The organism is Caballeronia sp. LZ016, assembly GCF_031450805.1.
Classification (GTDB): Bacteria; Pseudomonadota; Gammaproteobacteria; order Burkholderiales; family Burkholderiaceae; genus Caballeronia.
In genome coordinates, this window is record NZ_JARTVY010000002.1 from 674,481 (window position 1) to 700,620 (window position 26,140).

Annotated in this window: 29 protein-coding genes; 15 read left to right on the forward strand and 14 right to left on the reverse strand. The window is 63.6% G+C overall.

The genetic code is table 11. From position 1 onward, the window contains the following. Window positions 1-54: 54 nt before the first annotated feature. The 6 genes from P9220_RS16565 to P9220_RS16590 all read right to left on the reverse strand — a co-directional run bounded on the left by P9220_RS16565 (window position 55) and on the right by P9220_RS16590 (window position 3,912). The gene (locus tag P9220_RS16565) at window positions 55-705 is read right to left on the reverse strand and encodes a type IV secretory system conjugative DNA transfer family protein (protein WP_309766095.1); all 651 of its coding nucleotides are present in this window, start codon (window positions 703-705) and stop codon (window positions 55-57) included. After that, complete coding sequence (locus P9220_RS16570; protein ID WP_309766096.1) at window positions 705-1,265, reverse strand: hypothetical protein; 561 nt, start codon at window positions 1,263-1,265, stop codon at window positions 705-707. The genes P9220_RS16565 and P9220_RS16570 overlap by 1 nt, the downstream gene beginning before the upstream one ends. A 3-nt stretch (window positions 1,266-1,268) precedes the next feature. Next, entirely contained in the window at window positions 1,269-1,538 is a 270-nt protein-coding gene (locus P9220_RS16575; RefSeq protein WP_309766097.1) for a hypothetical protein, read from the reverse strand. A 30-nt stretch (window positions 1,539-1,568) separates the two neighbouring features. Continuing rightward, window positions 1,569-3,152: a replication endonuclease gene (locus tag P9220_RS16580; protein ID WP_309766098.1), complete on the reverse strand. Its 1,584-nt coding sequence runs from the start codon at window positions 3,150-3,152 to the stop codon at window positions 1,569-1,571. Window positions 3,153-3,529: 377 nt separating this feature from the next. Next, entirely contained in the window at window positions 3,530-3,736 is a 207-nt protein-coding gene (locus P9220_RS16585) for a hypothetical protein (RefSeq protein WP_309766099.1), read from the reverse strand. A gap of 2 nt (window positions 3,737-3,738) precedes the next feature. Further along, complete coding sequence (locus P9220_RS16590; protein ID WP_309766100.1) at window positions 3,739-3,912, reverse strand: hypothetical protein; 174 nt, start codon at window positions 3,910-3,912, stop codon at window positions 3,739-3,741. 107 nt (window positions 3,913-4,019) lie between these two features. Between P9220_RS16590 and P9220_RS16595 the strand changes: the two genes are divergently transcribed. Together P9220_RS16595 and P9220_RS27075 are read left to right on the forward strand one after the other, a co-directional pair. Next, on the forward strand, window positions 4,020-4,271 hold the full coding sequence (locus P9220_RS16595) for a hypothetical protein (RefSeq protein WP_309766101.1): 252 nt from the start codon (window positions 4,020-4,022) through the stop codon (window positions 4,269-4,271). A gap of 275 nt (window positions 4,272-4,546) precedes the next feature. Continuing rightward, window positions 4,547-5,011, forward strand: coding sequence for a helix-turn-helix domain-containing protein (locus tag P9220_RS27075; RefSeq protein ID WP_404989555.1), 465 nt, complete (start codon window positions 4,547-4,549; stop codon window positions 5,009-5,011). Here P9220_RS27075 and P9220_RS16600 read toward each other — a convergent pair. The 3 genes from P9220_RS16600 to P9220_RS16610 all read right to left on the reverse strand — a co-directional run bounded on the left by P9220_RS16600 (window position 4,966) and on the right by P9220_RS16610 (window position 8,043). After that, complete coding sequence (locus tag P9220_RS16600) at window positions 4,966-6,810, reverse strand: glycoside hydrolase family 15 protein (RefSeq protein WP_309766102.1); 1,845 nt, start codon at window positions 6,808-6,810, stop codon at window positions 4,966-4,968. The genes P9220_RS27075 and P9220_RS16600 overlap by 46 nt on opposite strands. Before the next feature lie 73 nt (window positions 6,811-6,883). Continuing rightward, window positions 6,884-7,111 carry a hypothetical protein gene (locus tag P9220_RS16605; RefSeq protein WP_309766103.1) on the reverse strand — a complete coding sequence of 76 codons (228 nt, stop codon included), beginning with the start codon at window positions 7,109-7,111 and terminating at the stop codon, window positions 6,884-6,886. A gap of 113 nt (window positions 7,112-7,224) precedes the next feature. Further along, window positions 7,225-8,043 (reverse strand): TerC family protein, encoded by an 819-nt coding sequence (locus tag P9220_RS16610; protein ID WP_309766104.1) that lies wholly within the window; start codon window positions 8,041-8,043, stop codon window positions 7,225-7,227. A gap of 132 nt (window positions 8,044-8,175) precedes the next feature. On the opposite strand from P9220_RS16610, the gene P9220_RS16615 reads away from it, so the two are divergent. Together P9220_RS16615 and P9220_RS16620 are read left to right on the forward strand one after the other, a co-directional pair. Next, entirely contained in the window at window positions 8,176-9,057 is an 882-nt protein-coding gene (locus tag P9220_RS16615; protein ID WP_309766105.1) for a LysR family transcriptional regulator, read from the forward strand. A 94-nt stretch (window positions 9,058-9,151) separates the two neighbouring features. After that, a complete protein-coding gene (locus P9220_RS16620) occupies window positions 9,152-9,550 on the forward strand; it encodes an HPF/RaiA family ribosome-associated protein (protein WP_309766106.1) in 399 nt (132 codons plus the stop codon). A 4-nt stretch (window positions 9,551-9,554) separates the two neighbouring features. On the opposite strand, the gene P9220_RS16625 is transcribed toward P9220_RS16620, so the two are convergent. From P9220_RS16625 to P9220_RS16640, 4 genes are all read right to left on the reverse strand, one after another. Continuing rightward, entirely contained in the window at window positions 9,555-9,872 is a 318-nt protein-coding gene (locus tag P9220_RS16625; RefSeq protein WP_309766107.1) for a four-helix bundle copper-binding protein, read from the reverse strand. Between the two features lie 13 nt (window positions 9,873-9,885). Continuing rightward, window positions 9,886-10,089: a hypothetical protein gene (locus P9220_RS16630; RefSeq protein WP_309766108.1), complete on the reverse strand. Its 204-nt coding sequence runs from the start codon at window positions 10,087-10,089 to the stop codon at window positions 9,886-9,888. Window positions 10,090-10,152: 63 nt separating this feature from the next. Beyond that, on the reverse strand, window positions 10,153-11,505 hold the full coding sequence (locus P9220_RS16635) for a hypothetical protein (protein ID WP_309766109.1): 1,353 nt from the start codon (window positions 11,503-11,505) through the stop codon (window positions 10,153-10,155). 186 nt (window positions 11,506-11,691) lie between these two features. Next, a complete protein-coding gene (locus P9220_RS16640; protein WP_309766110.1) occupies window positions 11,692-13,095 on the reverse strand; it encodes an MFS transporter in 1,404 nt (467 codons plus the stop codon). Between the two features lie 106 nt (window positions 13,096-13,201). Here P9220_RS16640 and P9220_RS16645 point away from each other — a divergent pair, with 106 nt between their 5' ends. After that, window positions 13,202-14,791, forward strand: a complete 1,590-nt coding sequence (locus P9220_RS16645; protein ID WP_309766111.1) for an FAD-dependent monooxygenase — start codon at window positions 13,202-13,204, stop codon at window positions 14,789-14,791. A 9-nt stretch (window positions 14,792-14,800) separates the two neighbouring features. Here P9220_RS16645 and P9220_RS16650 read toward each other — a convergent pair whose 3' ends face one another. Next, window positions 14,801-15,037: a hypothetical protein gene (locus P9220_RS16650; RefSeq protein ID WP_309766112.1), complete on the reverse strand. Its 237-nt coding sequence runs from the start codon at window positions 15,035-15,037 to the stop codon at window positions 14,801-14,803. Between the two features lie 265 nt (window positions 15,038-15,302). Here P9220_RS16650 and P9220_RS16655 point away from each other — a divergent pair, with 265 nt between their 5' ends. From P9220_RS16655 to P9220_RS16700, 10 genes are all read left to right on the forward strand, one after another. Then, window positions 15,303-16,307 (forward strand): hypothetical protein, encoded by a 1,005-nt coding sequence (locus P9220_RS16655; RefSeq protein ID WP_309766113.1) that lies wholly within the window; start codon window positions 15,303-15,305, stop codon window positions 16,305-16,307. Between the two features lie 80 nt (window positions 16,308-16,387). Beyond that, the gene (locus P9220_RS16660) at window positions 16,388-17,107 is read left to right on the forward strand and encodes a PIG-L family deacetylase (RefSeq protein WP_309766114.1); all 720 of its coding nucleotides are present in this window, start codon (window positions 16,388-16,390) and stop codon (window positions 17,105-17,107) included. Beyond that, entirely contained in the window at window positions 17,104-18,024 is a 921-nt protein-coding gene (locus P9220_RS16665; RefSeq protein ID WP_309766115.1) for a glycosyltransferase, read from the forward strand. Before P9220_RS16660 ends, P9220_RS16665 begins: the two co-directional genes overlap by 4 nt. Before the next feature lie 245 nt (window positions 18,025-18,269). After that, entirely contained in the window at window positions 18,270-19,559 is a 1,290-nt protein-coding gene (locus P9220_RS16670; protein WP_309766116.1) for a glycosyltransferase family 1 protein, read from the forward strand. Continuing rightward, window positions 19,556-20,134, forward strand: a complete 579-nt coding sequence (locus P9220_RS16675) for an HAD family hydrolase (protein ID WP_309766117.1) — start codon at window positions 19,556-19,558, stop codon at window positions 20,132-20,134. The genes P9220_RS16670 and P9220_RS16675 overlap by 4 nt, the downstream gene beginning before the upstream one ends. Continuing rightward, window positions 20,131-21,297 carry a lipopolysaccharide heptosyltransferase II gene (gene waaF / locus P9220_RS16680; RefSeq protein WP_309766118.1) on the forward strand — a complete coding sequence of 389 codons (1,167 nt, stop codon included), beginning with the start codon at window positions 20,131-20,133 and terminating at the stop codon, window positions 21,295-21,297. Before P9220_RS16675 ends, waaF begins: the two co-directional genes overlap by 4 nt. Window positions 21,298-21,309: 12 nt before the next feature. Beyond that, the gene (locus tag P9220_RS16685; RefSeq protein WP_309766119.1) at window positions 21,310-23,055 is read left to right on the forward strand and encodes a carbamoyltransferase C-terminal domain-containing protein; all 1,746 of its coding nucleotides are present in this window, start codon (window positions 21,310-21,312) and stop codon (window positions 23,053-23,055) included. Then, a complete protein-coding gene (locus tag P9220_RS16690) occupies window positions 23,052-24,116 on the forward strand; it encodes a glycosyltransferase (protein WP_309766120.1) in 1,065 nt (354 codons plus the stop codon). Before P9220_RS16685 ends, P9220_RS16690 begins: the two co-directional genes overlap by 4 nt. Then, the gene (locus P9220_RS16695; RefSeq protein WP_309766121.1) at window positions 24,113-25,177 is read left to right on the forward strand and encodes a glycosyltransferase family 9 protein; all 1,065 of its coding nucleotides are present in this window, start codon (window positions 24,113-24,115) and stop codon (window positions 25,175-25,177) included. The genes P9220_RS16690 and P9220_RS16695 overlap by 4 nt, the downstream gene beginning before the upstream one ends. Beyond that, window positions 25,164-26,123: a glycosyltransferase family 4 protein gene (locus P9220_RS16700; RefSeq protein ID WP_309766122.1), complete on the forward strand. Its 960-nt coding sequence runs from the start codon at window positions 25,164-25,166 to the stop codon at window positions 26,121-26,123. Before P9220_RS16695 ends, P9220_RS16700 begins: the two co-directional genes overlap by 14 nt. The last annotated feature ends 17 nt before the right edge of the window (window positions 26,124-26,140 follow it).

Genomic DNA, 26,140 nt, shown 5'->3' on the forward strand with positions numbered 1-26,140 from the left:
ATGAAAAAACCCCGCCGTGGCGGGGTTCCAATAGAACGCGACCTAGAGCGCGACCTAGCCGCGTTTCGTTTCGCCGGTCGCCATATCGCGACGTATCCATCCGAGGTCAGGCAATGCGCCAATGTCCGCCTCCTTGACGCCGAGCACGCGCGCCACAGTGCGTTGATCTTCCGCATACGTGAGACGCCCGGCGCGGACGTAGTTGCAGTTGCCGAGAAAGTCTTTGTCGATGCTCGCCGGGCGTTGCGATAGCCCGTAGATCACAATGCCGCGCTTGCGACCGCGCCCGGTCAACATGCCCCATCCGACCGGCGAGCGCGACGGCGTGGTGACGCTTTTGAGTTCGTCGACGATAAACGTCAGGCGTTCAGCATGGAATGCAATCCGGCACACCGCATCGAATTGCCGCACGGCAATTTCAGGCACAGGGGACGGCACGAATACGACGCGACAGGGGCCGTCTTTGCCCGCCGCCTTGAAGCCTTCCAGCACGTGCGAAACGTGCGTGGCGGGCGTGCCGAATTCTGTCCATTCGCCCTCTGGATCGAACACGATCATGCGCGCGGGCCGCGCGCGCTCCATCAGCCGCTTGACGTAGCTTGACTTTCCCGAGCCAGACGCGCCAAGCACCGCCTCAATATGCGCCTTGGCCGCGACGCCATACGCTGGCGCTTCTGGCGCCGTTCGCTTTGCGCGCGTCGCCATCACATATCCGGAAAGACTTTGGCGGATCGCACCGCCGCCGCGAGCGCTTCCGCGTTGCCGCCGTCCGGTGCCGCACTAGCCGCGGCGCGCTGCGCGCCGACGACCGTATTCGGATCATCCACGCCGGGCCGCGCCGCTTCGAGCGCATAGCGGTCTGCCTTGATCTTGAACGCGACCGCGCGCGCCGACTGGTAGAGCACCGGCCCGCAGACGACGAGCGCGACCAGTTCGCACGGCATCGCCGCTTCCATATCCCATCCGTATTTCTCGAACACCGGCGCGAGCGATAGCGCCATGCGCTGGCCGGTCGCCTCATCCCATTCCGCACCCGGCGCATAGCCGCCGATCATGGCGCGCGCCATATCGACGATGCCCGACGCGCCGCGCAGATAGTCCGGACCTTGCGGAATGTCCGCTTGTTGCCCAGGCTGACCGAGTGACGGATCGAGCGCCGCCGCCGCTTCGCCGTCGATGCCCGCCACCATGCCGGCGAGACTGTCTAGGCCGCCGTTCGATTCGACCGCCGGTTCCACTTCCACTGCCTTGTCATTGCCGAACATCGCTTATGCTCCGGTGAAAACATCGAACACGCCGCGCACCGCGCGCGCCGCTGGCTTTGCTTCGACTGGCGGGGGATGCACCGGATTGGTCGCATCCGGAGCCGGTTCCGCAAAGCGTTGCACGCGCGCCATCAGTTGCTTGTGCGCGGCGCTGCCCGGCTTGGCGTAGACCGGCATATCGCACCAGTTGCATGACACGTCGAGCGTGCCGAGTTCGTTTTGCTTGGCCGGGATTTTTTCGCCGCAGCACAGGCACGTGATAGTCCCGATCACGGTTTTTTTCGGACGAGTTTTCATAGCGCCTCAATTTTTTCGATGATGTTGTTGAGCAGCGCCAGTTGCTTTTGGCCCGCCATCTTGACGAAAGGCGAAAGAATCGCCGTCTCGTGCCGCGCCTGTTGCGCGAGTTCCTTCAATTCCGCGACGCGCGCCGCGTTGGTCATCCACGTTTCCGACACTTTCCGCCCACCCCGTACAGTTATTGACACAGGTCCAAGGGCCGATTTCATCGGCCTTAAACCCAAAATCCAAACCTTCAACCGACCCGAAATATTCGGATTCGCTTTTCCGGGCACCAGAGCGCGCCGCATACGTCGCATCGAAACCAGACGATGCCGAAGCCGTTGCGCTCCGCGAACCGATACCGGCACTTTTGGCCGGGCGCATGATTTCCCATTCGAACCTCTTCGATTCCACGATGGTTTGCATCTCGCGCACGTCGGTCCAGTTGCCCCGCGCGTCGCGCACCTTGTATTCCTCGTTAAACGTGATGCCGATCACGCGCGGCGCGCGGCTCTCGCCATAACGCGATACGCCTTCAGCATCGACCGTCGCGAGCCGCACGCGGTAGCCGCGCCCACAGAACACACCGCCCTGCGCCTCAACGTAGTGGTTCCACGCGACAGAAGCGCCGCTACTTCCTTCGACCACAGCCACGCGATTGACCGCGTTGTGTGCCTGCGCCACGAACGACGGCGCGTCAGCCGGTACGCTTTCAACTCGACGCAATTCGCGCCAGACCGTGACCGGGGGGCCGCCAATTTGCTGGAACTGGCGAATACGCCAGCGCGTGGCCCACGCCTCAACACGCTGCGACGTTTCGATTGCATCATTGCCGTGCAAGTCCTTTTCGAGCTTGTAGCCGTCGATGTTCTTCGCGACGTACTTGGCGATATAGCCCGCCGCCGTGCCTTTGGCCGGGTCCATCGGTTTCCAGTCCACGCGATGCTTGCGCGCGCCCGCTTCGTCACCATCGACGGCGAGCGCATAGCGGTAGACCGTGCTTTTGAGCACGGCCATGTGTTCGGGCCGACAGAAAACCAGCACGTGCCAATGCGGCGTGCCGTCATGGTTCGGTTCGGCAATGCGGAACCCGTAGATGCTCACCCCACGCCGCGCGAGCGCCGCGCGAATGCGCGCCCATGTTTTCGTGTGATGCGCTTGCGCCTCGTTCGGCTTTGTCTGGTCGTATTTGCGGTTCAGCACCGGACGGCCTTGAATCGTCTTGTAGCGGTGCATGCGTGACGGAGCCGTGAGCGTGAAAAAGACGCCCGCGTGCCGCATGTCGATTGCAATGCGCTCGAAGCCATTTATGCGCGTCATGAGTTCGGCGCGCTTGATGCCCGCGTTCGCTGGCGACTTGGCCGCGAGTTCCGCGAGCGTGAATTCCTGCCCGAGTTCGTTGCGCGCAATGGTCGATTCGAGCATCGCCGCGTTGCGCGCGTTTTGCTGTAGCCGGTGCATCACCGATTCGTCTGACACGTAGCAATCGCCGCCCTTGTGGACGTAGCCCAAGCCGATGGCCGAACCTTCGACGGCGCGCGCTTGCGCCCGCCGCAATTGCCGCCGCCACCACAGGTGACACTGCATCCGCAGGATGGCCGGCATCGGATCGCCCGCGCACGACACCACCGGCGGCACCACGCCCGCCGACTCGCAATAGGCATTGAGCACCGCGCGCCGCGCGTCGATGCTCACGTGTTGATTTTCCTCGAACGCCTTGCGGCACTCTTCGGCATGCTTTTCCGCCGCCATGCACACGTCGATATCGGACGCGTCCAGCGCCAAAGGCGACTTGCTCAGACTCGCCAAGGCCATCAGAAGCCCCGCGTTCGCGCGCCTGAGCGCGTCACCCTCTGCCGTTACCTTGCTGCGATCGAACGAAGCACAGGCCGCGCGCCACGATGCCAGCAAGCGCCCGCGCCAGCGCGGGGGCAAGTCAGCACACTGGCGCACGGCCCAAGCCTCGTTCGATTCGCGGATCATCAGCGGCCCACCAGCAGCGCGACTTGATCGCACGGCACGAAGAATTGCTTGTCGATACCCTCATCGACGCATTCGACGCGCACATAGCCATCCGGCAAGCCATCACGCGAGCCAACACGCCCGCGCCAGCCGTCGATGTACGCGTAGAACTCATCCTTGGCGACAACCATCACCTTGTCACCGGTGCGGAACGTGTTGACTTGCATGATTAGCCCAGACGCTTCAGATCGGTTTCAACGAACGCCACGTCCGCGCTGTCCTTGTCCATCCGCGCCGTGATCTTGGCGGGCGTCGCCGTGCGATCCACGCGAATGATGAAACCCGCCGTGTTGTAGTACGGGCTTTCCTCGTTGATGCACAACACGCTGTCCCAAACTTGCATTGCCTTTACTCCAGAAGTTGTCGCGCGCCTCGGTGACTGCCGCCTTGCTAACCGGCGCGCGCATTGGCCGCTGGCGGTACTTCGAAAGAATCTGTTGCATCGCTGTCATGGCTTCGGCCCTTGCCGCATCGCTTGCGGGGGATGCCTTCGGCACCCACGGCACCACGTACACCAGCGCATCACTCGCCGCTTCGTTCATCGACTTGCCCCGTAAATGCCAGCGCGCCCACGACGCCAAGCCCTACCGCGAAAAACGTGAACACGGCACCGGCGATAAAGAATCCGGCGGCACTCATGCGACCACCACCCAATCAATCACGGCGCGAACGGCAGCGCGGACGCGCGCACGCTTCGCGTAGCCGCTTAGGACTGCGAAACCGCCGAATGATGAACGTTGAATTTGTAACGAAGCGATACGCATGATGAATCCCCGAATGAACCCGTTTGTGTGTTGGTGTCGGACCGCTCTAAAGGCGAGGATCAATCGCCGCCGGGGGGTTCAACCGGTTTTTTGCGGTCCGACGAACGGACTATAGTCAACAATTGCATACATAGTCAACACCTGCGCACGTTGCGCGCTGTTGACATCTTGACGTATCGTTGGCATTGATCACTTGACAATCGGGGGAAACGCGTGAAAACGACCGGGAAGTATCTGGACGAGGTACGGGACAGGTTAGATTTACCGTCTGACTATGCAATCGCAAAGGCGCTTGGCGTAACGCGCTCCGCGATCAGCAGCTATCGAACCGGTCGCACCGTCCCCGATGATCTTGTGTGCGCCCGCATTGCGGCGGCGCTTGGCGTGGAGCCGATGGAAGTCATAGCCGCGACGAATTACCAGCGCGCCAAGACAGACGAAGCGCGCACGCTCTGGGAGAGCATATGGGGAAAAGCGGCGGGGGCTATCGCGCTGACCTTGACTCTGTTCGCGGTTGGCTTGTCGGTAGCCCCCACTTCCAAGGCAACGGAATCTGGTAACGGATGGGTAGTGCGGAACACTTTATGTTATGTAAACTGTGAGATCGACCGGATCGTATCCGGCGACCCCCCTCACGTCCAAGCCACATGCGTGCGATCCAGATCCCTGTCGAGCTGATACGCCGCGCTGATCAACGCCAGATGCGTCAGCGCCTGCGGAAAATTACCGAGCGCCTCGCCACTCGTCGAGACTTCCTCCGAAAAAAGCCCGACATGATTCGCATAAGCCAGCATCTTTTCGAACACGAGCCGCCCCTCATCGACACGGCCCGCGCGCGCAAGCGCCTCCGCATACCAGAACGAACACGCGCTGAAACCGCCTTCCATGCCGGGCAAGCCGTCGAGCGTATCGCCGCGCGTGTACCTGAAAATCAACGGATCGACGCGCAAGTCGCGGCCGATCGCATCCAGCGTGCCGGTCCAGCGCGGATCCTTCGGGCCGATGAAGCGCACGAGCGGCATCATCAGCGCCGATGCATCGAGCGTCGATGACCCCGGCGTCTGCACGAACGCCTGCAACTCCTCGTTGAAAAATCGCTCGTGTATGTCGCGATGAATATCGTCACGCGTCTGGAACCATGTCGCGAGCGGCGCGGGAAGCGAACGCTTCTGCGCCAGCCGCAGCGCACGATCCACCGTCACCCAGCACATCAGCCTCGAATGCAAGAGCGGCCTCGTGCCGTTACGAAACTCCCAGATGCCATGATCCGCTTCGCGCCAATGCGCGACGACGTAATCGACGGTACGCGTCACATGCTGCCATCCCTTATAAGAGATAGCCGCGCCGTACTTGTTGTACAGATACACCGAATCAAGCAGCGCGCCGTAGACATCGAGCTGCGTCTGATCGCGCGCGCCGTTGCCGATGAATACCTTGCCGGGTAACGACGGTTCGAGACTCGACAGCTCCGCTTCCTCCATCGCCTGTTCACCGTCCACTGCGTACATCACGCTGAGCGAGCCGTCCGAACCGCAATCGCGATTGCGCTCGGCGATCCATCGCATGAACCGTTCAGCCTCGCCCGTATAGCCGAGCCGCAACAACGCATAGACGGAAAACGCGGCGTCCCGTATCCATGTGAAGCGATAATCCCAGCGTCGCGAGCCGTCCTGCGCTTCTGGCAAACCGAACGTCGGCGCCGCGACAATCGCGCCGTACTCGTCCGAGCTGAGGAGCTTGAGCGTAAGCGCCGATCGCAGCACGACTTCGCGATACCGCCCGCGATACGTCGATCGCGACGACCACGCCTTCCAGAAGTCGATGGTCTCCTGCAGCATGCCGTCGAACTTTTCCTTCGAGTCGAGCTTCGACAGTTCGTCGGCGGCGCCGAGTGCGAAGCATGCCGAATCGCCTTCGCGCATTTCCAGCGTCGCGCGTGCGCCGCTTTCAACTATCGATAGCGGCACGCTCGCACGCAACTGCAACGGCGGTGCGTCATCGGCGCGTCTGAATTCGACGCCCTTCTCCACCGCATGCGCCGTGTGCTTCGCACGCGCGTAGTCGAATCGAGGATCGCATCGCACGTCGAGCGTCATGCGTCCATACACGATCCGCACGATGCGCATCACGCAGTTCGGCACATCGTCCACGCGCGCCTCGGACGACGGGACCGGCATCACATCGAGCAGTTCGCACACGCCTTCCCCCGTCATGAAGCGCGTGAGCAGCACGTTCGTCTCCGGCAGATACATCTGCTTGACGTTCGCGCCGGCTTCTCGTGGAGCGATAGAAAACGCCCCGCCGTGCTCGTGATCGAGCAGCGACGCGAAAACCGTAGGGGAATCAATGCGCGGGTAACACATGAAATCGATCGCACCGCGCAGCGAAACAAGCGCAGCCGTCTTCATGTTACCGATCACACCGCGTGCATCGACAGGCAGCGCGGCGAGTGAAACTTGCTGAGACGGGTGGCCCATCGTGGCTTGCTCCGGCTTGACTTTGGCAAGCGGTCAAGCAAGGCCTATTCCCGTGATGGATAATACTGCGGCACTAACGCGCAGCAGTTCGTTCATCGCTGCCGGAAGCGGGCTGCATCGTCGTGGCGCGGAACGCGGCGTCGCTCGCGGACAGATCTTGTGCGGCGACTGCTTCGCCATGAGCAGGCGATACGTCGGCATGTCGCGACGACTTCCCCATGCCCGCAATGAAAAGCGTCACCGCGACGGCGACGCCGACGAGCACCGCGACCACTGCCACGCCCGACGATTTGCTTCTCATCCCTGCTCCTTCAATGCGATCGGTTCGGCGAAGCCTGCGAATCTAACAGCAAACGAGGACACCGTCAGTGTGCCGGCGCGCATTGGCGTGCGCGTCGAAGATTCGCTGTCCGTTCAAGCGGATAGCGTGCGGGTCCCCGGTTTGTCCACAGGCTTGTTCACCGAAACTGTGGATAGTTCGCCCTCCAATGAGACCTCTTTCGCGCCGGAACGCCTGTTGCGCGCCAGCAGGTTCAGGCCCTCGACAAAACCTGCAAAGCCCATCGCGGCGTAGATGTAGCCCTTCGGTACATGCGTGCCGAAGCCCTCCGCGATCAGCATCATCGCGATCACCAGAAGGAAACTCAAGGCCAGCGTCACGACGGTCGGATTGCGTTCGATGAAGCGCGCGAGCGGTTGCGCGGCGAACAGCATCGTCGCGACGGCGAAGATGACGGCGATATACATGATCGGCAGATGCTCCGTCATCCCGACTGCGGTGATGATGCTATCGACGGAGAACACGAGATCGAGCATCAGTATCTGGCCGATGGCAGCCCACGCGGTGATCGTGCCCGCACTCGGGACGACGCCGGGCGCTTCGAAATCCTTGCGCACGTGATGATGCATTTCTATCGTCGCTTTCCACACGAGGAACAGTCCGCCCGCAAGCAGAATCACGTCGCGCCAGGAGAACGCATGATCGAAGACGGAAAACACGGGCTGCGTCAAACGCGCGATCCATGCGACGGTGCCAAGCAATGCAAGCCGCATGACGAGCGCGAGCATGATGCCGAGGCGCTGCGTGCGTGCGCGATGCTTCGGCGGGAGCTTGTTGGTCAGGATGGAGATGAACACGAGGTTGTCGATACCGAGCACCACTTCCATCGCGATCAGCGTGACGAGGGCGGCCCAGACGGCGGGATCGGCGGCAAGCGAAAGAAGATAGTCCATGATGGTTGATTGGTCGATACGATGTTCGCTGAACCACGATCATCGTCATGGCGTGAGGCCGGAAAAATCAGCGATAATCGAATCGACAGTTCGGTTTATCCGAACCGAACGGAAACGGGAAGGAGCACAGCGATGCTCAACTATCGGCATCTGCACTACTACTGGGTCGTCGTGAAGGAAGGCGGCTTCGCCCGCGCGGCCGAGCGGCTCGACATGGCCGTGCAGACCATCAGCGCGCAAGTGCGCGAGCTGGAAAAGTCGCTGGGGCACCAATTGCTCAAGCCGGCGGGACGCGGCGTGACGATGACCGAAGCAGGACAGGCTGCCTTCGCGCGCGCGGAAGAAATCTTCGAGATCGGCCAGCTGATTCACGACGAAGTGCGCGAAGCGGCGAGCGGCACGCTGGCGCGCTTCGCTGTCGGGCTGTCGGATGGCATATCCAAACTGGCGGCGCAGGCGCTGCTCGCGCCCGTGCTGGGTGATCCCTCGCTGCGTCTGTTGTGTCACGAAGGCGAGACGGACGAACTGCTCGGCGAACTCGCGCTGCATCGTCTCGATCTCGTGTTGGCCAGTCAGCCCGCTCCGCATAACCAGAACATGCGGCTCACGAGTGAAAGGCTCGTTGCCTCGCCGGTGGACTGGTATGGGCCCGCGTCGATCGTGCGCAAGAGCGCCATCGATCACTTCCCCAAGAGCCTCGCCTCGCTCCCGATCCTGATGCCGACCGGGCATTCGTCGCTGCGCTCGCGGCTCGATCGATGGCTCGAGACGCAGCGCATCGCGCCGCGCGTCGTCGGCGAGTTCGAAGACAGCGCGCTGATGGCGGTCTTCGGTGCGCGTGGCCTCGGCGTTTTTCCGCTCGCGGAGTTCGGCGCGGGCGATGTCCCGCTGTTACGCGGCCTGCGCTGGCTCGGCCGCTCGCCGGACGTGAAGGAAGAGGTGCACGCCATCGTGTCGCGTCGCGGACGGCATCATCCGCTCACGCAACGCGTGCTCGCCGGCGTGAATGCATAACATCGGTTTTCTCGAAGTTCGTCTTCGAATGCTTCTGCTTTTTCCGATTGCCTCGCGCCCTTACGCTGGACTCACGTTCAACACGGAGACATCCATGAAACTCTTGTTCAAATCGCGCGAACCCGAAGCCATTTCGATGCACGAGCTTGCAAGGGCGCGCAGCGAATTCGTATTCCGCCGGCTTGCCTGGCTGATTTCGCGGGCGACGGTCAGCCTGTCCGATATCAACGGGCCGCGCGGTGGCGTCGACAAGCGCTGTCAGGTCGAATTGCAGGTGAATCGGGAGCACAAGGTCGTCGCGACGTCGATCGCACGCGACTGGCGAGGCGCGATCGATCTCGCCCTCGCTCGCGCGGTTCGGACGCTCGTGCGCAAGCGTCAGAGCGTGCGGCCGGCCAGGCGCGTGCGCGCACGCAGCCACGCGTTCAAGGGCTCGGCGGATGCCGCGCTCCAGGAGATGCCGCAAGCGCGCGCAAGCACGGCTGCGGCGTGAAACGCTACAGTGCGCGGCAGGCTTCCGCGCACTGGCGGCAGGCGTCGCTGCACGCCTGGCAATGATCGGCGGGATGCCGGCTGCATTCGTCGGCGCATGCATCGCAAATGCGCGCGCACAAATCGCAGAAATCGCGCATGAATTGCGTGTCGCGTGCGAGCGATTCGGAGGTGAAGCGGCAAAGCGCGGCGCAATCGAGATCGAGGCGGATGCACTTCTCCATCTCCGGGAGGCGCCCTTCCGCGATGCACGCCGACGCGCAGTTGTGGCAGGCCGCCGCGCAGCGATCGAGCTTGGCGATGCAGTCGATGTAATCGCTCATGAACGGCTCCTCGTTAAGGATGCGTCGAGTCCGGCGGGACCGGATTCTTGTCCTGCGATGACGGCAGCGCATTCTCGCTTGCTTCGTGCTTGCGCTGCTCCTGTGCGTCGAGGCTTTCCTGACGCGTATCGCTAGCGGGAGTCGCTTCGCTGAGCGGTTCGTCCATATCGTCGGCGGTCGTGCGGGGCACGGGCGTCTCGCCTGGCGTCTGAGTCATGCTGACCTCCATCGGTTAGAAACAGCAGTTCGCCTGGCGACGCAGCAAGCCACGGTCCCGTCGCTACCGCCTGCCGTCCTCGATCGACTCGAAGCCGCCTTCGGGCACCGCGTTCATCGACATGAACAGCATGCGCAATTCGGTGCTGAGTCCGTGAAAGTGACAGGTGAACGTGTCCGGTTTGGCGAAGTACCACGGCGTATTCAGCTCATTGAAACCGACGAGTTCAGGTGAATCCGGCTCCGGGCACAGTCCGTGTGAAATCATTTGTTCCAGGAAGACCATTTGGTCGCCGTTGCTGGAAAACGTGTGCTTGACGTCCTCGATTTCGAGCACGCGCGCGAGAATGCTTTGGAGGACGGCTGCATTCGCTTCGGTGCGACGAAAGCCCATCAAGCCCGAGTTGAACCGCCAGCCGGCGATATCGGCGGTCAACACGCGATCGCGGCCTTCCGTGAACCGTTCCAGCCCGACCGTCGGGTCCATCACGAGAATGTCTGCGTCCACCCAGAACACCCACTCGTGGTGCGGCAGATACTTCCCCAGCAAGAATGGCTTCGACCAGTTGCCGCACGCTTCGCGTGGGAAATCGACGGGAACATCGCGGTGTTGATAGAGCGTGTAGCCGCGGCGTTCGCAATAAGCGCGCAGGCTGGCTTCTCCATAGCGTGCGTATCTGGCGATGTTCGGCGTGTACAGCATCACGACCGCGATTGGCCTGCCCGGCTGATACACGGTGACCGGCTCATTGGTGACAGGTTCCGGCTCAGGCATGTCGAAGACCAGGCGATCGCCGGCTGCGTGGCAATCGTTGACATGACGAGCGAAGACAGCGCGCCAGCGCGGGCCGTACTTGCTATAGAGCCGGGGCGTGAAGACCAGCGACACCGCGACAACCGGCATGCCGCGAAGATCCGGATGCTGGCCCGACCACATCGATGCAATAGGAGTGACGCCATTGAGAAGATCCCAGTCCGGCACGCTGGGAAACGCTTCCAGGAGTTCCTCTTCGGTCACGAACTTGCCGAAGTCGAAGAACTGGCGGCATCGCGCGGCCATGCCACGCGCAATGCGCCGTGTTTCCTCATTGCTTCGGATGACGAATAATTCCGTGTTCACGCCGAAGTGCCCTTTCGTCACGAGACTGTCGCGCCCTTCCATGATGCGCTCGAAGTGCTCGAATCGAATGAAGAGCGCATTCTCGGTCGCGAAGATCAGAATCTCGCCGTCCGCGGCTTGCGCGAGACGGTCGCTGATCATCTGATACTTGAACAGCACGCCGAGTTCGGGCGAATCGACGCTGCTCGAGAGGCATTCGTCGACGTGCGCCGTGTGTGTTCTGCGGCAATACTCCGCGTGATTGTCTCGCGAAAAAATCGCGTGACGGTCGGAGAAACAGCTATGAAGTGTGACCATGTCGATTTTGAGTCGAATGTGCGAAGGCATGAGGCACGGACTTACGCGCCGCGCGAAGGGGACCTAGCATATCCGTCAGCGCTGACCGACTTGCAAATTATTGCGTCATTCGAAGCATTGGCAGTGAGCGGCGCAGCTATCCCGCACTGAATTGTAGGACGCGCGGCGGCCCGCATGGCGTCGTCGTCATGTCTTGATCACACGAACCACACCCGCCGCGACGCCCAGCGCCGCCGACACCGCTCCGCCGATCAGCGCCACCAGCGCCCCGCTCTGCCCGAACAGGCCGAACGCGGCCGCGGCGAGCGCCGCCCCGAGCGACAGGCCGATCATGCGCGCCATCGTCATGAGACCGCCTGCCGCGCCGCTGCGTTCGTGCGGCGCGGATGTCAGCATGATGCGATTGTTCGGCGTCTGAAAGAGTCCGAAGCCGATGCCGCAAACTGCGACGCGCCACGCGATATCGGCATTCGACGGCGCAGCTGGCAAGCCGATCAGGAGGCATAGCCCGATGGTCATGATCGCGAGTCCGATGCCGCCGATCAGTCCGGGCGCGTGACGATCGGACAAGCGTCCCGCGAGCGGCGCGACGAATACGATCACGAGCGGCCACGGCGTGACGAGCAGGCCGGTCATGGTTGCACTGCGCGCGAACTGATGCTGCAACATGAACGGCAACGCGAGATACGCGAGCGTCTGCGCGACATACGAGCAGATCGACGTCACCGAGGAAAGAGAAAGAATCGGGATGCGCAGCAGATCGAGCGGCACGAGCGGCGCGGGCCGTCCGCGCTGGTGCCGGATCAATGCGAAGCCCGCCACGCACGCAAGAACGATTTCGACGACCGGCAGCGCGTGCAACTGCGCACGGCCGCCCGGATCGCCCTCGCCGCCACCGAGCCCGCCGATGCCGAGAATGAAGAGCGCAATCGCGATTGCGCTCAAGCCCGCACCGGCGAAGTCGAAGCGGCGCGGCGCGCCGGGCATGCCGGCGGGCAGCATGGTGCTGGCGAGGCACAGGCCGAAGATGCCGAGCGGCACGTTGACCGCGAAGAGCCATCGCCAGCCCGCCACCGACAGGATGCCGGCCGCGACCGTCGGCCCGAGCGCGGCGGACAGCGCGACGGTCAGCCCGAGCAACGCGATGCCGCGCCCGACGAGCTTCGGCGGATAGACCTGCCGCAACAGCGCGGGAACGATGGTCGACATGCACGCCCCGCCGACGCCCTGCAACGCGCGCGCAGCGATGAGCAGCGGCAGCGTCGGAGCCGCCGCGCAGGCCACCGATGCAAGCGTGAACAGCACGACGCCCCACAGGAAAACGCGCTTGAAGCCGAGCATTTCGCCAAGTGCGGCGAGCGGCAGCACGGACACCGCGACGGCCAGTTGATACGCGGTCACGACCCACACGGTATCGGCGGCGGAGCGAGAGAGGTTGTGCGCGATCGTCGGCAACGCGACGTTTGCGATCGACGAATCGAGATTGCCGAGAAACGTGCTGAGCAGCACGGAAACCACCGCCCAGTAATTGACGCGCTGCACCGGCTGGTCTATTGGGTGTTTCGTGTCGTGTTGTGTATCGTTTTTCATGTTCGTTCGTCGATTCATGGCGATGACGCCGATCTCGGCGCACGCATGGTAACGGACGCGAGCCCTCGCTGCACCATGCACGCCGTTCTTCGACAGGAGTCCGCACATGCCCGAAACGACCGACGTGCTGATTGCAGGCGCAGGCCCGGTCGGCCTGATGCTCGGCGCCGAATTGCGCCGCGACGGGGTCGATGTCCGCGTGATCGACGCTCAAGCGGGGCGCTCGTTCTTCGTGAAGGCGCTGGGCGTGACGGCGCGCACGCTCGAACTCTTCGACGACCTCGGCGTCGTTCACGAGGCGATCGATGCGGGCGTCTGGCTGACCGGGGCCGACGCCTATCGTGACGGCGCGCTGGCATCGAGCACGCCGGTGCCGCGCGAAGGGCTGCCGTATGGTGCGTTGTCGCTCGCGCAGCATGAAACCGAGCGCATCCTCGAGCGCGCGCTGGCGCGACACGGCGGGCGCGTCGAATACGGCGCCACGCTCGTGGATTTCAAAGCGGATGCGGACGGCGTGTCATGCACCGTGCGAACCGCTGCGGGCGATGCACGCGAACTGCGCTGCCGATGGCTTGTCGGTTGCGACGGCGCGCGCAGCACCGTGCGCAGGCATCTGAATGTGCCGTTCGAAGGCGACCAATATCCGCAGACGTTCATGCTCGCCGACGTCGATGTCGACTGGCATCTGCCGCGCGGCCCGATGATTCGCATCAGTCACTCGGCGACCGGCGAGGGCCGCGGCCCGGCGACGCTCGCAGCGGTGCCGGTGCGCGGATCGCCGCGCCGATACCGCCTGTCGATGGTTCTCGCGCCCGACGACGCCGCCCGCCTCGCTTCCATCTCCGCGCCGGAGTTCGCGGAAATTGAGCGCATCATGCTGCCGGTCCTGCCGGACGGCACGCGGCTGTCGTCGATGCGCTGGTCGTCGGTGTATCGCGTGAGTCACCGGATCGCGGCGCGTTACGCATGCGGCCGCGTCTTCCTCGCCGGCGACGCCGCGCATATCCATCCGCCGGTCGGCGGTCAGGGCATGAACACGGGCTTGCAGGACGCGCACAACCTGGCGTGGAAGCTGACGCTCGCCGCGCGAGGACTCGCGGGGTCGTCGCTGCTCGAGAGCTACGAGGCGGAGCGGCGTCCGGTCGGGCTCGACGTGGTGGAATCGACGAGCCGCGCGCTCGACACCGTGTTGGCGCATGGCGAAGTGAGGCCGGCGATGCGCGAGACGCAGTTGCTTATCGGATATCGCGGCAGCCCGATCGTCGCGGATGCGTGCGATAACCTCGCGCCAGCGTGGCCCTCGCCGGGCGACCGCGTGCCGGAGATCGGCGGCTTGTCGGAGGACTTCATCGGTCATCGGCAGCGGATCGCCGCGCATATCGGCCACGGGAGACACACGCTCATCGGCTACTGCACCGACGACACTTCCTTCGCCGCCACCGTCGATGCCTGGCGCGCTGCGCTCGGGGACGCAGCGAACGCGGTGCGGATCGCCGCGCCCGGGGCCACAAGCCGCGCAGGCGCGACATATCGCGCGCTGACCGATTCGGCTGGAGAATTCGCCGCCGCGTTCGGCGCGCGCAGCGGCATGATCTGGGCCGTTCGGCCCGATGGACATATCGGCTTCAGAAGCAGCGAATGCTCGGCTGCGGCGCTGACGGCGTGGCTCGACAGCGCGCATGCAGCCTCCAGATGAAAGCCGCGCTTACCCCGCCGCCATGTGCATCGCGCCGGGCGCGTGCCGGCCATCGAGTTCGTCCTTCCCATACTGAATGGCGAACTGCGCTGCCGCCCGCGCCGTGTCGAACGGCCGAAACGGTCCGACCGCCCGCCGCACGCCTCCCGGCCGCTCGATCAGCACCGTCGATACGAATTCGCCCGCCGCATGCACGACGACCGCCGACAACTCACAGCCCTGATAGTCGACTGGAATGGAGTCCATTGCTGACCTCGCTACGATTGATTTGGCCGGACGATGCAGTCGATTCACCCAAAGACCGCGCGTCGGAAGAAGCTCGCCTGCGTGATGTCGCGAAGCGGGCCCGCATGCGTCATTTGTATCGCCGATCGGCGAATCTGCACGTTCGTCGACGAACATTTGCCGCGACCGCCTTGGCCCCGTTTGTGCATGATTCGCGTTTAGCCGGTATGCTCGACGTGCCGTCCAGGACGAGGACGGCTGACGACCGCAATCCAAGCCCTCTTCGATGACACCAATTCGACCGCAACTGAAACTCAAAAGCACCGGCTGGGCAATTGCCTGCGCCGCTGCGGCGCTCATCGGCTCGAGCGCGCACGCCCAGGAATTCTCGGTGCTCGCCGGCCCGCTGAAGAGCGGCAGTCAGAACACGTACTCATGGGAAGCGAACTATCGCGAGGGGCTCGGCCCCTATGCCGCGTGGAGTTTCTCCTGGCTCAACGAAGGCCACATTCCGAATCATCATCGGGATGGTCAGTCGGTGCAGTTGTGGGGCCGGCTGCCGCTGATGAACAACCGGCTCGAGTTGTCGGCGGGAGCGGGGCCGTATCGATACTTCGATACCAGCGAGGCGCAAGCGGGCGGCGACTATTCGAACACGCACGGCTGGGGCGCGATGCTGACGCTGCGCGCCGCGTACTACTTCGACAATCGATGGATCGCGCAACTGAAGCTCAACCGGGTGCAGGCTTTCGGCGGTCCGGATACGACCGCCCTCCTCTTCGGCATCGGCTATCAGCTGGATGCACCGAACGGCCACGGTCCGCGTGATAGCGCGCCTTCGCGCACGACCAACGTCACCGGCAACGAAGTCACCGTCATGCTCGGCACCACCGTGCTGAACAGCCTCGACTCGGAGACGAAGCTCGCGGCGGGCATCGAATATCGGCGCGGGCTGTGGCGTTATGTCGATTTCACCGCGTCGTACCTGCATGAAGGCGGGCATGTGCAGTCGCGTCGCGACGGCGTCGCCGCGCAACTCTGGGCGACACGCGCCTTCTTCGATGACCGCCTCACGCTGGGCGTCGGCGCGGGCCCGTATCTGTCCATCACGCAGAACGACGATCTCCCGCAAAACCGCACCGGCGACGGACGCTTCTCCGGGCTCGTTTCGCTGTCGGCGAGTTATCGCTTCACGAACCGCTGGCTCGCGCGCCTCACGTGGAACCGCATGGTGACGCGTTACGACCGCGACGCGGACATCATCGAGGCGGGCGTCGGCATGCGCTTCTAGCGCGCCGGCTTGCGCAGGCAACGGGACGTGGCCCGTTACTTGCACGCGGACGAGCCGTTCCCAGCACGGATGCCCGCCCTATGTTCGAAACCACGCCCAGACTTCTGGTGATTTCTCCGCATCTCGATGACGCCGTGTTCGGCTGCGGCGCATCGCTCGCGGGCGCGTCACATCCGCGCGTCTGCACGGTCTTTACCGGCTGTCCGGCGCAAGACCTTCATACCGACTGGGACGCGCAATGCGGCTTCACGAGCGCACTGCAAGCGATGGCCGCGCGCATCGAAGAGGACAAGCGGGCGCTCGGCATACTCGGCGCGGCGCCCTTTCATTTGGGCTTTCTCGATTCGCAATACGTTCCCGATGCGGCGCAGTCCGCGAAGCCGACACGCGAATCGATTGCGCATGCGTTGACCGACGCCATCGACGAGCATCGCCCGGATGCGCTCCTGATTCCGCTCGGACTCTTTCATTCCGACCATATCCTCGTGCACGAAGCGGCTTGCGATGCGTGGCAGAAGCGTCCCGGCGTGACGTGCTACGGGTATGAGGAAGGGCTATATCGCCGCATGAGTGGCGCTGTGCAGCAGCGCATGGCCGATCTGCTCGAACGCGGCATCGAGGCGACGCCGTTCAATCCGCCGCTTCCCGCGCCAGCGGAACTGCAGCGGCGCCATGCACTGAAGCACGAAGCCGTCAGTGCCTATGCAAGCCAGTTGAAGGCGTTCGGCGACGATGGCTACGACGACGTCTTCATGCCCGAGCGGTACTGGCAGCTCGCGCCTGCGAAGGACCGTCGATGAGCGCCGTGCCGCAAGCATCGACGCATCCACATGACGACCGCGCCGCTCGCATCAGCGTTGTCGTGCTTACGTATAACCGCGCCGAGCAGGTGCTCGATACGCTCGCAAGGCTTGCTGCATTGCCCGATCGCATCGAGATCGTCGTGGTCGACAATGCATCCACCGATGACACGGCCGAGCGCATCGCCCAAGCGTTTCCGTTCGTCGAGCTCGTCGTCGCGCCGTCGAACATGGGCGCGGCGGGCCGCAATCTCGGCGTCGACCGCGTGAGCACCGAATACGTCGCCTTCTGCGATGACGATACCTGGTGGAGCGCAGGCTCCTTATCACGCGCCGTCGATATCCTCGATGCCGCTCCGCGCGTCGCAGTGCTCAGTGCGCGCGTGGTCGTCGGTGAAGACGGCGCCGCCGATGAAACATGCGAACGCATGCGCGTGAGTCCGCTCGGTGCGCGCGGCTTGCCCGGGCCATCGCTCGTCGGTTATATGGCAGGCGCGAGCGTGTTTCGCACGAACGTATTCAAGGCGATGGGCGGCTATGAACCGCGCCTTTTCATCGGCGGTGAAGAATCGCTGCTTGCGCTCGACATGCTCGATCATGGCCACGCACTCGTTTATGCCGATGAACTCGTGCTTCATCATCATCCGTCGCCGATACGCGACAGCGCGTTGCGTCGCCGTCTTCTTGCCCGCAACGCGGCGTGGGTCGCATGGCTTCGGCTGCCTTTGCGTGAAGCGATCGGCGCGAGCCTGCGTGCGCTCAGCGTCATGCGTCGCGAGCGCACCTTGCCGCGCGATGCGCTGCAACTGCTGCGCGGCCTTCCCTGGGCGCTGACGCGGCGTCGTGTGATAGGCCGCCACGTCCAGATGATGCGTGCGATCGTTCGTGATGACGATCGCCGTCGAGAAGCACGATAAGCGCGGCGCGCGCGAACTCACGAAATTACTCATAACTACAAGCAGCGTGTAAAAGCGTGTCCCTGGTTGAGAAGCGTTTTAACGAAATTGCTTTCGTCTCCCAACGAACAAACGATTCTGCGCATTTTTGCAGGCGTGGCACAACGAATGCTCAACCGCCAGCGTGTTTCGAAGCGCGCTCGCAATCCTTGGGCCGCGAGCGCTTCCGGGGCCATCTCATACAACGCGGATCAAGGGGCCATCACGTGAAGATCGCACTTATCAGTGAGCATGCGTCGCCTCTTGCGGTGGCGGGCGGCGTCGACAGCGGCGGGCAGAACATCTACGTCGCGCATGTGGCGCGGCACCTTGCGCGCAATGGCCATGAAGTCGATGTCTTCACACGCCGCGACCGTTCGCTGCTGCCGCTCGTGTCGCGCTTCGAAGGCATCCAGAACATACGCGTCATCAATGTGCCGGCAGGCCCGCCGGTGCAGTTGCCGAAAGAACAGCTTCTGCCGCACATGGACGAGTTCGCCCGCTTCATGATCGGCTACTTCAGGAAGCAGGCGACGCCCTATCACGTCGTGCATGCGAACTTCTTCATGTCCGGGCTTGTCGGCATGCGCATCAGGGAAGCGCTCGGCACGCCGCTCGTCACGACGTTTCACGCGCTCGGCCGCGTGCGCCGCATTCATCAGGGCGCAGGCGACGGCTTTCCCGACGAGCGCTTCGATATCGAGGACGCGCTCGTGCGCGAATCGGACTCGGTGATCGCGGAATGCCCGCAGGATGAAGCCGATCTGCTCTCGCTGTATCACGCGGATGCCTCGCGTATCGATCTCGTGCCATGCGGCTTCGACAGCACCGAGTTTCATCCGATGAAGAAGTCCGAAGCGCGCGAACGCCTCGGCTGGCCGCAGGACCGCTTCATCGTATTGCAGCTGGGCCGCATGGTGCCGCGCAAGGGCATCGACAACGTGGTGCGCGGCATCGGCCTCTGCAATCGTAAGCTCAACGAAGAGGCGCACCTGTATGTGATCGGCGGCAACTCGGACGAAGCCAACGAGATCGCGACGCCGGAGATCGGCCGCCTGCGTGGCATCGCACGGGAATGCGGCGTGGCGGACAAGGTCAACTTCCTCGGCCGTCATGGACGGCAACGCCTGAAGGTCTTCTATAACGCCGCCGACGTGTTCGTCACGACACCGTGGTATGAGCCGTTCGGCATCACGCCGCTCGAAGCGATGGCGTGCGGCCGGCCTGTGATCGGCGCGGACGTGGGCGGCATTCGCTATTCGGTCGCGCATCGCGAGACGGGCCTGCTGGTGCCGCCGAAAGACCCCGCCGCACTGGCCGATGCGCTCGCCACCCTCAAGCGCGATGCCGCGCTCGCCGAACGCATGGGCGCGGCGGGACTCGAACGCGCACGCGCGATGTTCACGTGGGCGAGCGTGGCGCAATCGCTCGAGCGCGTCTATGCGCGCGTGGCCGATGTCGACATGGCAAGCGATGATCGCACTCGCCGCGCGGCATACGGCGGCGCGAGCGCATGAAGCCCGCTGTCTTTCTCGACAAGGACGGCACGTTGCTCGATGACGTGCCCTATAACGTCGATCCCGACAAGATGCGTCTTGCGCGCGGCGCGTTCGATGCACTGGCGACGTTCGCGCGCATGAACGTGCCGGTCGTGGTCATCAGCAATCAAAGCGGCGTCGCCCTCGGCAAGTTCGATGAAGCCGCGCTCGTTCATGTCGAACAGAAACTGCATGCGCTCGCAGCCACTGCCGGCGTGAAGCTCGCAGGCGTGTACTGGTGTCCGCATCATCCGCAGGGGACGGTCGCGCGTTACGCGCTCGCGTGTGATTGCCGCAAGCCTGCGTCCGGCATGATCCGGCGTGCCGCGCGTGAACTCGGTCTCGATCCCGAACGAAGCTGGTTCGTCGGCGACATTCTCGACGATATCGAAGCGGGCCATCGTGCGGGCTGCCGCGCGGTGCTCATCGACAACGGCAACGAAACCGTATGGCAGCGCGGCCCGCTGCGCGAGCCGGATGCAATTGCAAAGGACATGAGCGAAGCCGCGCGCATCATCGAACGGGCGTGGCATGAGACGGAGCTCTCGACATGAAGCGCGAGATTCCGCTCACGCTGCAGCCCGTCACCGCCCATGCACGCGCACCGGCCACTGCCGTCCAGCGCGTCTGGGGCGAGGACGTGCGACGCATTCTGTGCATTCGTCCCGACAATCTCGGCGATGTATTGATGACCACGCCCGCGATTCATGCGTTGAAGCATGCGTATCCCGGACGGCATCTGACCTTGCTCGCGTCGGGTTCCGGCGCGCAGGCGGCGCGTTTCATCGACGACATCGACGACGTGATCGAATATCACGCGCCGTGGGTCAAGCACGACCAACCGATCGACCCCGCCGCCGATCTCGCGATGCGCGAACGTCTTGCATCGCTCGGCTTCGACGCCGCCGTGATCTTCAGCGTCTACAGCCAGAATCCGCTGCCTGCAGCGATGCTGTGCCATCTGTCGAATATCCCGCGAAGGCTTGCGCATTGCCGCGAAAATCCATACGGCCTGCTGACGGATTGGGTGGCGGAATCCGAGCCGCAGCACGGCACGCGGCATGAAGTGGAGCGTCAGCTTGCACTCGTTGCAAGCGTCGGCGCACATGCCAGCGATACGCGCATGCGCTTCGACTTGCGCGCGGCAGACGAAGCCTCGCTCGCTCGCAAGCTCGCCGATCGCGGCATCGATGCCGACGCGCCCTGCTTCGTCATGCATCCAGGCGCGACTGCTGCATCGCGCCGCTATCCGCCGGAACGTTTCTCGCAAGCCGCACGCGTGCTGGCCACGCGCACCGGATGGCCCGTGCTCGTCACCGGCTCCGCGGGCGAAGCCGCATTGTGCGAGTCCGTCAGCGCAGGCGATGCACGCATCGTCGATCTCGCGGGCACGCTGGAACTCGGCGAACTCGCGGCGCTCATCAGGCAGGCGCGCGTGCTGATTTCGAACAACAGTGGTCCCGTGCATATCGCGTCGGCGCTCGGAACGCCCGTCGTCGACCTGTATGCGCTCACGAATCCGCAGCACATGCCGTGGCAAACGCCGCACCGCGTGCTCTATCGCGATGTGCCCTGCCGCTGGTGCTATCGCAGCGTGTGTCCCGAAGGGCATCACCAGTGTCTGCTCGGCGTGAGCGTCGACGAAGTCGTCGACGCCGCGATGTCCCTGCTCGATGCCCGCACCGAACACCAACCTGCTCATCTGACATTACCCTGAGAGACGCGCCTTATGTACACACTCGGAATCAATGCGGTCTATCACGACAGCGCCGCGGCGCTGGTTCACGACGGCGTCGTGATCGCGGCGGCCGAAGACGAGCGCTTTACGCATGTGAAGCACGCCAAGCGTCCCGTGCCCTTCTCGACGTGGCAGCTTCCGTTCGACGCCATCGACTATTGCCTGAAGGAAGCGGGCATCGAACTCGCGGACGTGGATCACATCGCTTACTCGTATGATCCGCAGCTGTTCTCGGGCATGCCGAAGCAGGCGAAGGCGACCATCACGCTGCCGTTCATGCCGTCGGAGCACGTGAGCACGAATCCCTCGGAATCGCCGTGGGACCCGCTCTTTCTCAGCTATATCGCCAATGCGCGCGGCCAGCTTCTCGACGGCGCGCCGCATCACCTGAAGAAGCGTTTCTTGAGCGGCGGGCGTGCGCCGCGCTTCGAATGGCATAACGTCGACCACCATCTCTCGCATGAAGCGAGCGCGTTCCTTGCCGCCCCGTATGAAAACACCGCGGTCCTGACCATGGATGGCCGCGGCGAAGGCGTGACGACCAGTCTCGGTCAGTTCGTCGATGGCGAGTATCGGCGTGTCAAGCAAGTGGAACTGCCGCATTCGCTCGGGCTGCTCTATGAAGCAGTGACGGACTATCTCGGCTTCCTGCACTCGTCCGACGAGTACAAGGTCATGGCGCTGGCTTCCTTCGGCAAGCCTGTGTATGTCGATCAATTCCGCGAGATCGTGAAGTATCGCAATGACGGCAGCTATACCGTCGATGCGCCGCGTCTCGTCGAACGCTTCGGTCCGCGACGGGAGCGCGGCGGCCCGCTGACGCAGCATCATTACGATATCGCTCATTCGCTGCAGTTCGTGCTCGAAGAGACCGCGCTGGAACTCGCGCGCTGGCTGCATGAACGCACCGGCCTCAAGCATCTCGCGATGGCCGGCGGCGTCGCGCTGAATTGCGTGATGAACGCACGGCTGCGCGATCGCGGCCCGTTCGAAGATATCTGGGTGCAACCTGCTGCGGGCGACGCCGGCACTGCGCTCGGCGCTGCGCTCTGGACCGACTATCAGGAGCGCGTGAAGGAAGGCGATCGCAGCCGCCGCTGGCACATGAATCATGCATACCTCGGGCCGTGCTATAGCGAAGAGGACATCGAATCTTTCCTGAAGTGGTCGAAGACGCCGTATCGCCGGCTCAACGATATCGCCGCTGAAACAGCCGATATTCTGGCGTCGAACCGTGTGATCGGCTGGTACCAGGGACGCACGGAGTTCGGGCCGCGCGCGCTGGGCGCCCGCTCGATTCTCGCATCGCCGATCGATCCGTCGATGCAGGCGCGCCTGAACGAAATCAAGGATCGCGAGGACTTTCGTCCTGTCGCACCGGTCGTAATGGAAGAGCACGCGGCCGACTGGTTCGTCGACGCACGCGTCGCGCCCTTCATGCTCTTCGTGTTCGATGTGCGCGAGGACATGAAAGCGCGCATTCCGGCGGTCACGCATATCGACGGCACTGCACGCGTGCAGACCGTGAACCGCTCGCAACATCCGCTTTACTACGATCTGCTCGCCGCGTTCAAGGCGCGCACCGGCGTGCCGGTTCTGGTCAACACGTCGTTCAATACGCGTGGCGAGCCGATGGTCAATTCGCCGCGCGATGCGGTCGAATCGTTCTGGACCTCGCCGCTCGATGCGCTCGTCATCGGCCCGTTCCTGATCGAGAAGCCGGGGGTGCCTGCATGAGCGCCATCGCAGGCTCGTTCCCCTACGACGGCGCAAGCGATCCCGCGCGCGACGCCGCAGCGCACGATGCGAGCACTGCGACGGGTGACGCGTTCGATGTGTCCGTCGTCGTGCCGACGTATCAGCGGCCCGACATGCTCGAGCGTTGCCTGCGCGCGATCGTCGCGCAGGACTTTGACAAGACGCGATTCGAGATCATCGTATGCGACGACGGTCCCGACGACGCCACGCGTTCGCGCGTCGCATCGCTTGCACGCGAATTCGATGCGGGTCCGCGCATCCGCTATGTGCCCGTGACGGCGACGCAGGGACCGGCCGGCGCACGCAACGCGGGATGGCGCGCATCGGGTGCTGCATGGATCGCGTTCACCGATGACGATACGATCCCCGATCCGCGCTGGCTCGCGAATGGCGTCGAAGAGTTGCGAGCCGGCGCCGATGCGGTATCCGGCCGTATCGTGGTGCCGCTCGGCCCGCGACCGACCGACTACGAACAGGACGCCGCGGGCCTTGCGCATACGGAGTTCGCGACGGCCAATACGTTCGTCACGCGTGCCGCGTTGAAGCGCGTCGGCGGCTTCGATGCCCGCTTTACATCGGCATGGCGCGAGGACTCGGATCTTCAGTTCAAGCTCATGCGATCGGGCGCGGATATCGTCCGCTCCGAGCACGCGATCGTGCTGCATCCGGTGCGTCCCGCGCGCTGGGGCGTGAGTCTTTCGCAGCAGAAGAAAAGCCAGTTCGATGCGTTGCTCTACAAGAAGCATCGCACGCTCTTCAAGGAGCGCATCAGAAGCACGCCCCCTTTGCTCTACTACGCGATACTCGCGGTGGTGGTGATTGCCTTGCTTGCATTCGCCAACGGCAACGCCACGCTAGGGCTACTGGGCATCGAAATCTGGATTGCCTTGAGCGCGTGGTTCTGCATCAAGCGCCTAAGAACGACGGCGCTGACCCGCGCTCATATACTCGAAATGGCCTGGACGTCCCTATGGATTCCCTTCCTTTCGATCTATTGGCGGCTCTACGGCGCGGTTAAATTCCGCGTGCTGTTCGTATGAAGCCCGCCAACGTAGAGCGCATCGCCATTTTCAGGGCGCTCCAGCTCGGCGACATGCTGTGCGCCGTGCCTGCATTGCGCGCGTTGCGCCGTGCGTATCCTGAAGCGCATATCGCGTTGATCGGCCTGCCCTGGGCGCACAGCTTCGTCGAGCGTTACGCGCATCTGCTCGACGAACTGATCGTCTTTCCCGGCGCTATCGGCTTTCCGGAGCAGGAGGAGACCGATGCGCACTTGCCCGCCTTCTACGATGCGATGCGTGCGCGCCGCTTCGATCTCGCGATCCAGTTGCACGGCAGCGGCGGCGTGGCCAACGATATCGTCGGGCAGATGCATGCGTGCACCGACGCGGGCTTTCTCAAGCCGGATGAAGCCACGCGCGAAGGTGTCTTCATTCCGTGGCCCGATGAACTGCAGGAGATTGCACGTTACAACGCGCTCATGGATGCGCTCGGCATCGATGCAAGCGATACGCAACTCGAGATTCCGCTGACGCAGCAGGACACGCGCGAATGCGACGCGCTGATCGAACACCATGCGCTCGATGCTTCTCGTCTCGTGCTCGTACATGCAGGTTCGCAATTGCCCTCGCGGCGCTGGCCTGCCGAACGATTCGCGCAAGTCGCAGCCGCGCTCGCAGCCGATGGCTGGCAAGTCGCGTTGACGGGCAGCGCTGGCGAAGCGGACATCGCAGCAAGGATCGCCGATACGCCCGGCGTCGATGCCATCGATCTCACCGGCAAGACATCGCTCGGTGCACTGGCTGCGCTCGTTGCGCGCGCGCGGCTCGTCGTATGCAACGACACCGGTCTCTCTCACGTCGCGGCGGCGATGCGCACGAAGAGCGTCGTCATCGCATCCGGCAGCGATACGCGGCGCTGGGCGCCGCTCGATCGTGAACGTCATCGCGTGCTCGCGGACTATCCGCCGTGCCGCCCCTGTGCGTTTCGCGAATGTCCGTACGGGCATCCGTGCGCACTCAATATCAGCGTCGCGCAAGTGCTGGATGCTGCGCGAACTCAGTTGCCCGCAGAAAAACTGGAAACCGATGCCCACTGCTAATCAACGACGCCTGCGCGTGCTCACGTGGCATGTCCACGGCAACTACATGTATTACCTGAGCCAGGCGAAGCACGACTTCTATCTCGTGACGAAGCCCGGTCATCCACCCGGCTACGCGGGCAAGGTCGGCGTGCTGCCGTGGGGCGACAACGTGCATGAAGTCGCTGCGGATCAAGTGGCTTCGCAACAGTTCGACGTGGTGCTGTTTCAGCATCGCACGCATTGGGACGACGATCGCGTCAACCTGCTCTCCGATGCGCAGCGGCGCTTGCCGCGCGTTTATATCGAGCATGACCCGCCGCAAGAAAATCCGTTCGAACAGCGCCACTGGGTGAACGATCCCGACACTCTGCTCGTGCACGTGACGCACTTCAATCGCCTGATGTGGGACAGCGGCGAGACGCCGACACGCGTAATCGAACACGGCGTCGTCGTGCCCGAAGGCGTGCGTTATAGCGGCGAGAAGGAGCGCGGCATCGTCGTCATCAATCACTTGCGGCAGCGCGGACGAAGGCTCGGCAACGACGTGTTCGCGGATGCGGCGCAACGCGTGCCGCTCGACCTCGTCGGCATGGACGCGGAATCGGCGGGCGGGCTCGGTGAAGTGGGCAATCTGGATCTGGCCGCATTCACCGCGCAATATCGCTTCTTTTTCAATCCGATTCGCTGGACCAGTCTCGGTCTTGCAATCGTAGAGGCAATGACCATCGGCATGCCGATCGTCGGTCTTGCGACGACCGAACTTGCTACCGTCATCCGCAATGGCGAGAGCGGCTTCGTTCACACGGATACGAACGCGCTCGTCGATGCCATGCAGCAGTTGCTTCGCGATCCCGCCGAAGCGCGACGCATGGGCGAAGGCGCACGACGCCTCGCGCTCGAGCGTTTCCATATCGACCGTTTCGCCGCCGAATGGGAAGCGACGCTGCGGCACGTCTGCAATTAGCGCATCAGGATGCACTC

Bases quoted from the DNA above. Each gene is read 5' to 3' on its own strand.
- P9220_RS16700 (WP_309766122.1), top strand. From the start codon at position 25,164: ATGCCCACTGCTAATCAACGACGCCTGCGCGTGCTCACGTGGCATGTC.
- waaF (WP_309766118.1), top strand. From the start codon at position 20,131: ATGAAGCGCGAGATTCCGCTCACGCTGCAGCCCGTCACCGCCCATGCA.
- P9220_RS16675 (WP_309766117.1), top strand. From the start codon at position 19,556: ATGAAGCCCGCTGTCTTTCTCGACAAGGACGGCACGTTGCTCGATGAC.
- P9220_RS16650 (WP_309766112.1), bottom strand. From the start codon at position 15,037: ATGGACTCCATTCCAGTCGACTATCAGGGCTGTGAGTTGTCGGCGGTC.
- P9220_RS16605 (WP_309766103.1), bottom strand. From the start codon at position 7,111: ATGAGAAGCAAATCGTCGGGCGTGGCAGTGGTCGCGGTGCTCGTCGGC.
- P9220_RS16660 (WP_309766114.1), top strand. From the start codon at position 16,388: ATGTTCGAAACCACGCCCAGACTTCTGGTGATTTCTCCGCATCTCGAT.
- P9220_RS16640 (WP_309766110.1), bottom strand. From the start codon at position 13,095: ATGAAAAACGATACACAACACGACACGAAACACCCAATAGACCAGCCG.
- P9220_RS16655 (WP_309766113.1), top strand. From the start codon at position 15,303: ATGACACCAATTCGACCGCAACTGAAACTCAAAAGCACCGGCTGGGCA.
- P9220_RS16695 (WP_309766121.1), top strand. From the start codon at position 24,113: ATGAAGCCCGCCAACGTAGAGCGCATCGCCATTTTCAGGGCGCTCCAG.
- P9220_RS16645 (WP_309766111.1), top strand. From the start codon at position 13,202: ATGCCCGAAACGACCGACGTGCTGATTGCAGGCGCAGGCCCGGTCGGC.
- P9220_RS16620 (WP_309766106.1), top strand. From the start codon at position 9,152: ATGAAACTCTTGTTCAAATCGCGCGAACCCGAAGCCATTTCGATGCAC.
- P9220_RS16635 (WP_309766109.1), bottom strand. From the start codon at position 11,505: ATGGTCACACTTCATAGCTGTTTCTCCGACCGTCACGCGATTTTTTCG.
- P9220_RS16685 (WP_309766119.1), top strand. From the start codon at position 21,310: ATGTACACACTCGGAATCAATGCGGTCTATCACGACAGCGCCGCGGCG.
- P9220_RS16580 (WP_309766098.1), bottom strand. From the start codon at position 3,152: ATGCCGGCCATCCTGCGGATGCAGTGTCACCTGTGGTGGCGGCGGCAA.
- P9220_RS16585 (WP_309766099.1), bottom strand. From the start codon at position 3,736: ATGCAAGTCAACACGTTCCGCACCGGTGACAAGGTGATGGTTGTCGCC.
- P9220_RS16595 (WP_309766101.1), top strand. From the start codon at position 4,020: ATGGCTTCGGCCCTTGCCGCATCGCTTGCGGGGGATGCCTTCGGCACC.
- P9220_RS16570 (WP_309766096.1), bottom strand. From the start codon at position 1,265: ATGTTCGGCAATGACAAGGCAGTGGAAGTGGAACCGGCGGTCGAATCG.
- P9220_RS16630 (WP_309766108.1), bottom strand. From the start codon at position 10,089: ATGACTCAGACGCCAGGCGAGACGCCCGTGCCCCGCACGACCGCCGAC.
- P9220_RS16690 (WP_309766120.1), top strand. From the start codon at position 23,052: ATGAGCGCCATCGCAGGCTCGTTCCCCTACGACGGCGCAAGCGATCCC.
- P9220_RS16590 (WP_309766100.1), bottom strand. From the start codon at position 3,912: ATGCAAGTTTGGGACAGCGTGTTGTGCATCAACGAGGAAAGCCCGTAC.
- P9220_RS16610 (WP_309766104.1), bottom strand. From the start codon at position 8,043: ATGGACTATCTTCTTTCGCTTGCCGCCGATCCCGCCGTCTGGGCCGCC.
- P9220_RS16665 (WP_309766115.1), top strand. From the start codon at position 17,104: ATGAGCGCCGTGCCGCAAGCATCGACGCATCCACATGACGACCGCGCC.
- P9220_RS16565 (WP_309766095.1), bottom strand. From the start codon at position 705: ATGGCGACGCGCGCAAAGCGAACGGCGCCAGAAGCGCCAGCGTATGGC.
- P9220_RS16615 (WP_309766105.1), top strand. From the start codon at position 8,176: ATGCTCAACTATCGGCATCTGCACTACTACTGGGTCGTCGTGAAGGAA.
- P9220_RS16600 (WP_309766102.1), bottom strand. From the start codon at position 6,810: ATGGGCCACCCGTCTCAGCAAGTTTCACTCGCCGCGCTGCCTGTCGAT.
- P9220_RS16625 (WP_309766107.1), bottom strand. From the start codon at position 9,872: ATGAGCGATTACATCGACTGCATCGCCAAGCTCGATCGCTGCGCGGCG.